This window comes from Saccharomonospora halophila 8 (genome assembly GCF_000383775.1).
Lineage (GTDB): Bacteria > Actinomycetota > Actinomycetes > Mycobacteriales > Pseudonocardiaceae > Saccharomonospora > Saccharomonospora halophila.
Window position 1 is genome coordinate 4179 of record NZ_KB912476.1, and the last position, 9105, is coordinate 13283.

Here is a 9105-nt window from a genome sequence, read left to right on the forward strand (position 1 = left end):
CGGGCCCGCCCTGCGGTGCCGGGCGCGTCCCGGCGGCGGTGGTTCAGCCGTCGTCGGCGGCTCCCTCGTCCCCGGCCGGGGTCAACAGACCGCCCTGCCGGACCGACGACAGTGCCAGCGTGCGGTACCCGCCCTCGTCGAACAGGACGGTGAGCCGGTCGGCCTCCCGGGTGGCCACGGTGCCCCGGCCCCACTGCCGGTGCCGCACCCGGGTGCCCACGTCGAACTCGACGTCGTCGTCCGCGGGAGGGGCGTGGGCTCCGGCGGTACCCGCCGCACAGGTGTCGCAGTCCCCGCACGGGTGGGCGAGCCGCTCGCCGAAGTAGCCGAGGAGGAACTGCCTGCGACAGGCCGCGGTCTCGGCGTACTCCCGCAGCACCGCGATGCGGGACCGGTCCAGTTCCCTGCGCCGTTCGAACTGCCCCGCCGCGGCCCGCGCGGGTGGCGTGTCCGGGTCGGTGACGGTGAGGCCGCCGTCGGGGGCGGTCCCGACGATGCCGGCGCGTTCGAGCAGGCCGAGGTTGCCCATCGTGCTGCGGTGCGACTGGTCGACGTCGTGGTCCAGCTCGGTGGGGGTGGCGGTGCCGTCGTACTCGGCGACGGTGTCGGCGACCTCGGCGACCTTGTCCTCGTCGAACGAGCCCGCCGTGAGGAACCGCTGGAGATCGAAGTCGTCGGCGCGGTGGATGAGCAGCGCCTCGGCCCGCCCGCCGTCCCGTCCCGCCCGGCCGATCTGCTGGTAGTAGGAGTCCAGCGAGTCGGGCGGGGCGGTGTGGACCACGAACCGGACGTCCGGCTTGTCGATGCCCATCCCGAACGCCGAGGTCGCGACGACGACGTCGACCCCGCCCCGGGTGAAGGCGTCCTGCACGCGCCTGCGTTCCTTCGCCGGAAGGCCCGCGTGGAAGGCCGCCACGGAGACCCCGTGTTCGGCCAGTTCCGCCGCGAAGGTCTCGGTGTCCGCGCGGGTGGGCGCGTAGACGAGGCCGGGTGTGGGCCCGGCGAGCACCCGGTCGCGCACGATGTCGTGGCGTTGCGTGTCGTCGGTGATCCGGGTGGCGGCGAGGAAAAGGTTGGGCCGGTCGAACCCGGTGACCACGCGCACGGGGTCGACCATGCCCAGGTGCCCGACGATGTCGTCCCGCACCGGGCCGCTCGCCGTGGCCGTGGCGGCCAGCACCGGCGGCCTGCCGAGTTCCTCCACCGCGTGCCGCAACCGCAGGTAGTCGGGACGGAAGTCGTGTCCCCAGTCGGACACGCAATGGGCCTCGTCCACGACGAACAGCGAGGGCTCGGCGCGGCGCATCCGGTCCACCGTCCGGGGATCGGCCAGCTGCTCCGGGGACAGGAACAGGTACTCGGCCTCGCCCCGGCGTACTGAGCGCAGGGCCCGGTCGGACTCCGCGCCGGGCTGGGCCGAGTGCACCGCCACCGCCTCCGGCGCGTCCGGGTCGTCCGCCAAATGACCGAGCTGGTCGCGTTGCAGCGCGATCAGCGGGGAGACCACGACGGTGGGGCCGGGCAGGAACACGGTCGGCACCTGGTAGACGAGCGACTTGCCCGCACCGCTGGGGAGCACGAGCAGCACGTCCCGGCCGTCCAGCACGGCCTCCATGGCTCTGCGCTGCTCGGGGCGGAGCGCGGCGACGCCGAACGACTCCTCCGCGACGCGGTCGAGGGAGCGGGAGGTGGGAGACACACGACCGGGGTTCCCCCGCCCCGGCGGGGAAACCCGCGTTCCCCGTGTCGGCTACCGGGCCTCGGCCAGCGTCCTGATCCCGTCCAGGGTGGCGTGCATCCCGTGGCGCAGCTGCGTCAGTCGGCCCGTGACGATCGCCTCCTCCTTTCCCGGTGCCCGGGTCACCGCCGCGGTCAGCCCGGACGGCGCCGGACCGAGGCGCACCGCGAGCCGCAGCCGTGTCCCCACACCGGCGGGGTCGACGACGAACCGCCAGGTCGCGACCGGATGTGCGGGGTCGGCGCCCGCCGGACCGAACCGGCCGTCGGCGTCGAGCACGGCCCAGCCGAACACGCGCGGTGCGGTGTACTCCACGACCTCGGAGACGGTGCGCCAGTCACCCAGCAGGTCGTTGCGGTTGTGCCCCTCGAATCGCGCGCCGACGGCCGGAACGTCCGCCCCGTCCAGCCACCGCACCGTGTGCAGCTCGGGACTGAACCGGGTGGGCAGCTCGATGTCGGTCACCAGGTCCCAGACGACCGCGGGCGGTGCGTCGACGGGGACGGCGACCTCCTCCGTCGGTCGGTCGGCGATGCGCATGTCGTCTCCCGGATCTCGGCACGTCGAGGGAGACGGTAGCCGCCCCCCGCGTGCGCGTCGCGGGTCTCCCGGCACGTACGCGCGGGGTGGGCCGTCAGGTGGACACGACCTCCCGGCCGAGGGGCAGCAGCGACACCGGCACCATCTTGAAGTTGCCGAGCCCCAGCGGGATGCCGACGACGGTGAGGCACAGGGCGATCCCGGTGACGATGTGCCCGATCGCCAGCCAGATTCCGGCCACGAGGAGCCACACCACGTTGCCCAGCATCGACGGCACCCCCGCGGTGCCGCGTTCGGTGACCGTGCGGCCGAAGGGCCACAGCGCGTACCCGGCGATCCGGAAGGAGGCGAGCCCGAACGGGATCGTCACGATCAGCAGACAGCACAGGATTCCGGCGACCACATACCCCAGCGCCAGCCACACCCCGGCCAACACCAACCAGATCACGTTCAACACGGCGTTCATCCCACCAGTCTCTCGTACCCCGGTCGGGTGTTGCCGTGAAGGGCACATTCCCTGCGTGTGACGCAGTGAATGTGCCCCTCGCTGCGTGTGGTGCAGGGAAGGTGCCCTTCACGGTTACTACGGACGGTCACCGTGCCCGGGCGAGGGTGTGGGCGATCTCGGTGGGGGTCAGGGGGGTGGCGCTGACGTAGTAGAGCGTCGAGCCGGGGGGTAGTTCCTCCTGCCAGTCCGGGTTGACCAGCAGGTGGTCGCCGGTACGGGCGGCCAGCAGCGTGGCGCCGTGGTTGCGGCCGAGCGCGGTCCGGCAGGTGTCGACGAGGACGGGTCCGGCCGTCTCCGGCAGCGTCACCGAGTAGGTGTTGGCGCCGCCGTGCGTCATCAGTTCCGCGTAGACCTCCGTGATCCCGGGCGACTGGAGCTCCTCGGTGATCATCCGTGGGGTGTGCCACTGCACGGGGCGGATCCGTTCACCCACATAGCCCAGCAGCGAGGACCGTTCCATGTCGCGCAAGGTCACCACGGTGTGTGCGTCCCGGTTGAGGTGATCGACGGCCAGCGTGACGGCCAGTGCCTCGTTGTCGTCGCGGACGTCGACGAGAATGCGTGCCGCCCGGTCGACACCGGCGCGGCGCAGCACCCCGGCGTCGGTGAGGTCGCCCCGGACGAACTCGACGGGCTCACCCGGCATGGGGTGGGTGGCCACGTCGTCCCACGTGCCCAGCACGATGCCGCTGCCGTCCTCGGCGCGGAGTTCGGGAACCACCCGCTCGGTGCGCCCGGGCAGGTATCCGAGCAGCACCGTGTGTCCGGACAGGTTCACCCTGATCGCTCCCTGCATCCGTTGTCCCCTCGCCTTCTCCAGCAGCGACGCGAGCTTGGTGAACACCGTCGTCAGCGCCGCGATCCCGCCCACGATCACGTAGGCACCGACGACGTGCCCGGCGGGCGAGGCGGGGGAGAGATCGCCGTAGCCGACCGTCGCGGCGGTCACCACGAAGTACCACCAGTAGTTCGCCGGTTCGACGAGCTCACTGCCGTCCGGCTCGGCCAGTGCCATCAACGGCCAGCTCGTGAGGAACACGAACACGGTCACGGCGATCGGCGTGCCCCACGAGGTCAGCAGACTGATCCTCGCCAGCAGGCGGGACAGGAAGAACGGCACGGGAGCTCCCGGAGGGTGGAGGGCCGGTCACCGTTGTAACACGGCTCCCGCCCCTCCGGTCACCGGGCGGCGGCCTCGGCGAAGGCCTTCTCGTCCTCGCGGCCGAAGGTCTCCTCCAGCTGCTCGGGGGAGTAGTCCACGTCGATCTCGGCGACGTCGGCGCCGCGCGCGGACTCGATGGCGCCGAGCCTGCGCTGCGCGCGGTCCGCCGCGTACTGCACGAACTCCTGGTTGTCGACGTCGAACGGCTGCTCGTCGAACTGCTCGTTCACCCACTCGATCATGCCGAGCGCGTGCGGGAGGAGTTCCCCCATCCGCTGCTGCACGACCTCCCAGAGGGAGTCGTCGGCCGCCACGTGCCGCCGGCAGGTGAACGTGCCCCACGCCATGTGCCTGCGCTCGTCGTCGCCGATCCGGCGCACGAGCTGCTGCATGCCCGGCAGGATGCCGCGTCCGGTGCAGATCTTCTGCCAGGCGTAGTAGCCGGTCAGCGCGAGGCTGCCCTCGATGACGTGGTTGTAGGTCACGCTCGCCCGGATCTGGTTGACCGGGCTCGGATCCTCGGTGAGAAGACCGAGTGAGGTGGGCAGTTCCTCGTAGAACAGCTTGCGGTAGTGCGGGTTCTCCGCCACGAAGGAGTGCAGGTCCCCGGTGAGACCGACGGCGTCCATCCAGCGCCGGAACACCTCGGTGTGCTTGGCCTCCTCGAAGCAGAACTGGCTGAGATACATCTCGTCGGCCAGCCTGCCCTCGGCCGCCATCGCCTGCATGAACGGCTGGATGTCCTCGGTCACCGCCTCCTCGCCCGCGATGAACTGCGCGCAGAGGTAGGTGGCCGAGCGGCGCTGCTCGTCGTCGAGGGACTCCCAGTGCTCGCGGTCGGCGCTGAAGTCGAGGTCGGCGGGGTTCCAGAACTTCTTGTTGCCCTTGACGAACAGGCGCAGCGGGAACGAGTCCCAGTTCAGTCCGCCGCGGCGCAGGGACTGGAAGCCGTCGCGGCGCTCGGGGCCGGTGTCCAGGGTGCCGGTCATGGGTGATTCCCTTCGGTCGCGTCGGTGTGGGTGGGGGCCGGGGTGGCGCCGAGGAGGGGGCCGAGGACGGCGCACACACCGTCCGCGGCTCCGGTGGGCGACGCCGTGGGCAGCACCAGGTAGCTCAGCGTCAGCCGGGTGGCGGTCTCGGCGACGAACCGCGGATCGGGCAGCTCCGGCCGTTGCTCCCGCAGATAGGACTCCGCCATGTCGGTGGCCGCCCGCAGGACCGGTTCGCCGCGGGTGGTCAGCAGCGGAAGCAGGTCCTCGGCGACCTCGGTGCCGGTCACGGCGGCGACCAGCGGGTTCTCCCCGGCGTGTTCGATGGTGTAGGCGGTGGCGGCGTGCAGACCCGCCAGCACGTCGCCCGCGGTGCGCAGCCGGTGCCGGATGCCGTCGGTGAACTCGGCGAGTGTGCGCAGGGCGACCGCCTGCACGAGCGCGCGCTTGTTGCCGAACTCGTTGTAGACCGTCTGTCTGCTGACCCCGACCCGGGTGGCGACGTCGGCCATCCGCACCCGCGCGTAACCGCGGTGGGCGAGCAGCGTGGTCGCGGCGTCGAGCAGCTCCTCGCGCAGGGACGACCGGACACGCCGGGCATAACCGGTGGTGCGGGACACGCCGTGATCTTGACATCTGTCGGCACCATGTCAATTGCCTTGACACCGTTTTGCAGCATGTCAAGAAATTAGGGTGGGCCCGTGCGACTCTGCGTGGGCTTCGACCTGGACATGACCCTGATCGATCCGCGACCGGGCATGGTCGTGGCCATGGACCGGCTCGCCGAGGAGACCGGCTTCGCCTTCGACGGCGAACGGTTCGCCGCGAACCTGGGGCCGCCGCTGGCGAGCGTCCTGCGGGAGTTCGGTGCCCCCGCCGACCGGATCGGCGAACTCGTGTCCCGCTTCCGCGCCGACTACCCGGACCTCGTGGTGCCCCGCACCGTCGCGCTGCCCGGTGCGGAGGAGGCGTTGGCCGCCGTGCGGGCGGCGGGTGGCCGGGTTCTCGTCGTCACCGGCAAGTACGCACCGAACGCCGCCCGGCACCTGGACGCGCTCGGCTGGTCGGACCACGTCGACGAGCTGGTCGGCGACCTCTGGGCGGCGGGCAAGGCCACGGCCCTGACCGCGCACGGGGCGCAGGTCTACGTCGGCGACCACACCGGGGACGTCGCGGGCGCACGCGCCGCGGGGGCGAGGGGCGTCGGGGTCGCCACCGGGCCGTGTTCCCACGCAGAACTGCGCGACGCCGGGGCACACACGGTTCTCGGCTCACTCGCGGAGTTCCCCGGGTGGCTGGAGTCCGCGTTCGGCGGTTCTCCCTCCGTCACCGGCACGGCCGGCCCCGCCGAACCGCTCCGGTGAGCACGGCCGGTGGCGGTTCCGGCCACTACCGGCGGCGGTGCTCCCGGACCAGGGCGATCAGTCCGAGCCCGAGACCGAGCGGGGTCAGCACACCCGCCACGGCCGACAGCCACACCGGCAGGTCGGAGAACCCGGCGGCGAACAGGACGAACACCGCGACCACGGCGATCATGCCGAGCGCGAACATCCCGATACCGACCCGCATCAACCACGGTTTGCGCGTCGGGGCGGAACCTGTGTCGTGGACAGCGGTCTCCATGCCGCACATCCTAGAGCGGCGCAATCACCTTCGCCGTCGCGCCCGTGGCGAGATACGCTTGTCCGGTGCGCGTCCTGGGTACGCCTGGGGCGCGTTCGTCGTGCGGGGCCGTGGTGACGCGGTCCGTTGCAGGAGAGCGAAGGAACGGTGAGGGCAGTGCCGACCGGCAAGGTCAAGTGGTACGACGCGGACAAGGGGTTCGGCTTCGTCACACAGGACGGAGGAAAGGACGTCTACATCCGGAAGTCCGCGCTGCCGGAAGGTGTCGAGGCTGTCAAAGCGGGTCAGCGGCTGGAGTTCGGGGTCGCCGACGGTAAGCGCGGCCCGCAGGCCCTCTCCGTCCGGTTGCTCGACCCTCCGCCGTCGGTGGCCGAGGCCCGGCGCCGTCCGGCCGAGGAACTGCACGGCATGGTCGAGGACATGATCAAGCTCCTGGAGGCGCGGGTGCAGCCCAACCTGCGCAAGGGGCGCTACCCGGAGCGCAAGAACACCAAGCGCATCGCCGAGGTGATGCGCGCGGTGGCCCGCGACCTGGACCCGTGACGTCCGGTGCCGGGCGCGCGGCGGTCGGGTGGCCCGGCCGCGCGTTCTCCGATCTCACCCGGATCGCCACCGAGATCTTCGGCGCCGGGATGGTCTCCGACGAACCGGCCGCAGCAGGCGCGGGCCGTCAGGACGGATCGATGCGCAGGGCCCACACGGCGCGGGCGACGAGTTGGGGCCGTCCGGACTCGTCGACGACCGGGTTGCCCTGCGCGTCGGCCGCGTAGGCCTTGCTGAGCTGCTGGACCTCCACCACGAGCAGCTGTTCGGCCGGTGCCTGGGGCACGGCCGTGTAGGCGTGTCGCTCGCCCGGGGTGAACACCTCCTGCCGGATCGGCCGCACCGTCCCCTCGGAGTCGGTGTACTGGATGTTGACCAGCCACGGGGTCTCGGCGACGTCCGTGGGAACCGAGACCTGCACCGGCTCGCCCGCCCGCACGTCGAGGACGGAGGGCTCATCGGGGTCGGACTCGCAGGACGTCACCAGCGCGTCGCAGTAGCGCCACGGCTGGGCGTGCACCGACTCCCCGTCGGCGTAGAAGGTGACCTCGGGAGGTGCGGGCGCCGAGCAACCCGCCAGCACGGCCGCGCCTGCGGCCAGCGGTGCCACCCGTGCTACTACTGTGCGTCGCATGCGGGCGAGACTACGAGCCGCCGCCGACCGGAGCGGTCTCGGGGCTGTCCCGGGCGTCCCGCTTCCGGCGCCCCCGGAAGCGGGAGGGCAGCGGCGACGTCCCACGCCGCACCAGCCAGGTCCGGGTCAGCCCGAGCGCGAGTAGCGCGGACACCACGAGGAACCCGATCCAGTACGTCGGCGGCAGCAGCAGACCCACCGCCCCGCCGGACACCCATGCCAGCTGCAGGACCGTCTCCGACCGTCCGAATGCCGACGCGCGGGACTCCTCGGGCAGGTCGTGCTGGATCACCGCGTCCAGGCTGTTCTTCGCCAGCGCGCTCGCCGTCGCGCCCACCAGACCCACCACGGCCGCCGTGGCCAGGCCGGACAGCACCGCCGCGAGCACCGTGGAGGCCAGCGTGGCCGCCAGGCAGGCGAGCACGAGCTGGTCGGGTCGGCCGAACCGCATCCGGGAGCGTAGCGCGTTGCCGAGGAAGCCGCCCGCCCCCGCCGCCGCGCCGATCACACCGAGCAGCAGGAGCTGGACGAACGGGCTCCGCCCCGCGTCCTCGGTCTGCACCTTCACCGCGAACGCGGCGAACATCATCAGGAAGCCGGTCAGCACCCGGATCGACCCGTTGCCCCACAGTCCCACCACGACGTGCCTGCTCAACGGCTGCCGCCGGGTCACGGCCGGGCGGGGAGCGGTCAGCGAGGCGGGCACCTCGCCCTCGGTGACCTCCACCCACGCCGGGATCCGCAGGGCCAGCACCGCCCCGGCCACGCACAGCACGGCGGTGAACCACAACGCGCCCGCCGACCCGAACGCCCAGCTCACCCCGCTCGCCACCGCGCCGAACACACCGCCCGCGGCGAGGCCGAACACGGCCAGCCGCGCGTTGGTCGTGGACAGCGTGATCTCGGGCGGCAGCACCCGGGGTGTGACGGCGGCCTTGAGCACCAGGAACGACTTCGACAGGACCATCTTGCCGAGCGCGGCCGGGTACAGGAGCCAGGTGTCGAAGTTCAGCGCCATGACCACGCACATCAGGGCCGCGCCCACCGAGGCGAGGCACATGGCCAGCCTGCGGCCCCTCTGGATGCGGTCGAGCGCGGGCCCGATCACCGGTGCCACCAGGGCGAACGGCGCGATCGTGATCAACAGGTAGAGGGCCACCCGGCCGCGGCTCTCCCCGCTGCTCGCGGCGAAGAACAGGGTGTTCGCCAGCGCCACGGCCATGGCGGCGTCGCTGGCGTAGTTCAGCATCACCGCGTACGTCAGCGAGGTCAGCCCGGACCTGTCCGCCCCGTCGGCCCGCGTGGCCCGCTGGAACAGCGCGACGGCGCTGCCGCCGAGCTCCCGGCCGCGCAACGCGGCGACCCGGG

General features: G+C 72.1%; 11 protein-coding genes. 2 read left to right on the forward strand and 9 right to left on the reverse strand.

What is annotated here, in order from left to right:
• Nucleotides 1-43: 43 nt before the first annotated feature.
• The 6 genes from SACHA_RS0100325 to SACHA_RS0100350 form a co-directional block, all read right to left on the reverse strand.
• Entirely contained in the window at nt 44-1699 is a 1656-nt protein-coding gene (locus SACHA_RS0100325; protein ID WP_019806265.1) for a RecQ family ATP-dependent DNA helicase, read from the reverse strand.
• A gap of 51 nt (nt 1700-1750) precedes the next feature.
• Nucleotides 1751-2278, reverse strand: coding sequence for an SRPBCC family protein (locus SACHA_RS0100330; RefSeq protein WP_019806267.1), 528 nt, complete (start codon nt 2276-2278; stop codon nt 1751-1753).
• A gap of 94 nt (nt 2279-2372) precedes the next feature.
• Nucleotides 2373-2744 carry a YccF domain-containing protein gene (locus SACHA_RS0100335; protein WP_019806269.1) on the reverse strand — a complete coding sequence of 124 codons (372 nt, stop codon included), beginning with the start codon at nt 2742-2744 and terminating at the stop codon, nt 2373-2375.
• A 127-nt stretch (nt 2745-2871) separates the two neighbouring features.
• Nucleotides 2872-3906, reverse strand: a complete 1035-nt coding sequence (locus SACHA_RS0100340) for an ion channel (RefSeq protein WP_019806271.1) — start codon at nt 3904-3906, stop codon at nt 2872-2874.
• Nucleotides 3907-3965: 59 nt separating this feature from the next.
• Nucleotides 3966-4937, reverse strand: coding sequence for a R2-like ligand-binding oxidase (locus SACHA_RS0100345; protein ID WP_019806273.1), 972 nt, complete (start codon nt 4935-4937; stop codon nt 3966-3968).
• Nucleotides 4934-5557, reverse strand: coding sequence for a TetR family transcriptional regulator (locus SACHA_RS0100350; RefSeq protein ID WP_019806275.1), 624 nt, complete (start codon nt 5555-5557; stop codon nt 4934-4936). Before SACHA_RS0100350 ends, SACHA_RS0100345 begins: the two co-directional genes overlap by 4 nt.
• Before the next feature lie 81 nt (nt 5558-5638).
• On the opposite strand from SACHA_RS0100350, the gene SACHA_RS19520 reads away from it, so the two are divergent.
• Complete coding sequence (locus SACHA_RS19520; RefSeq protein ID WP_019806277.1) at nt 5639-6301, forward strand: HAD family hydrolase; 663 nt, start codon at nt 5639-5641, stop codon at nt 6299-6301.
• A 25-nt stretch (nt 6302-6326) separates the two neighbouring features.
• Here the strand turns inward: SACHA_RS19520 and SACHA_RS0100360 are convergent, their stop codons facing one another.
• Complete coding sequence (locus SACHA_RS0100360; RefSeq protein WP_019806278.1) at nt 6327-6560, reverse strand: hypothetical protein; 234 nt, start codon at nt 6558-6560, stop codon at nt 6327-6329.
• A 156-nt stretch (nt 6561-6716) separates the two neighbouring features.
• Here SACHA_RS0100360 and SACHA_RS0100365 point away from each other — a divergent pair, with 156 nt between their 5' ends.
• Nucleotides 6717-7103, forward strand: a complete 387-nt coding sequence (locus SACHA_RS0100365; protein ID WP_019806280.1) for a cold-shock protein — start codon at nt 6717-6719, stop codon at nt 7101-7103.
• 127 nt (nt 7104-7230) lie between these two features.
• Here the strand turns inward: SACHA_RS0100365 and SACHA_RS0100370 are convergent, their stop codons facing one another.
• Together SACHA_RS0100370 and SACHA_RS19525 are read right to left on the reverse strand one after the other, a co-directional pair.
• Nucleotides 7231-7737 (reverse strand): DUF2771 family protein, encoded by a 507-nt coding sequence (locus SACHA_RS0100370; protein WP_028662749.1) that lies wholly within the window; start codon nt 7735-7737, stop codon nt 7231-7233.
• A 10-nt stretch (nt 7738-7747) separates the two neighbouring features.
• A partial coding sequence (locus SACHA_RS19525) for an MFS transporter (protein ID WP_019806284.1) occupies nt 7748-9105 on the reverse strand: 1358 nt, incomplete at its 5' end.